Consider the following 255-nt stretch of genomic DNA (forward strand, 5'->3'; position numbering starts at 1 on the left):
GTCGTCCCGTTATAAGAAACATAGGGCCTGCGCCGGCGGACCTTGGCTCGAAGCCCCATTTCGCTCATGAGTTTGTAGACGAGCTTGTGGTTGACCACCCACCCCTGGTTGCGCAGGTCAAGTAGCATTCGTCGGTAGCCGTAGCGATGCTTGTTACGCTCGAAGCTTTCTAAGATCGCGTCTTTGAGCGCAGCGTGCTTATCCGGCTCGCGCAGTCGTTTCTGGTGGTAGAAGAACGTTGATCTCGGCATGCCT

1 protein-coding gene is annotated in these 255 nt (G+C 56.1%); it reads right to left on the minus strand.

Annotated features, from left to right (window positions below):
* A partial coding sequence (locus tag QP934_RS11580; protein ID WP_419127602.1) for an IS3 family transposase occupies positions 1-255 on the minus strand: 255 nt, incomplete at both ends.

The sequence above is a fragment of the Corynebacterium sp. MSK122 genome (assembly GCF_030229435.2).
Lineage (GTDB): Bacteria > Actinomycetota > Actinomycetes > Mycobacteriales > Mycobacteriaceae > Corynebacterium > Corynebacterium marquesiae.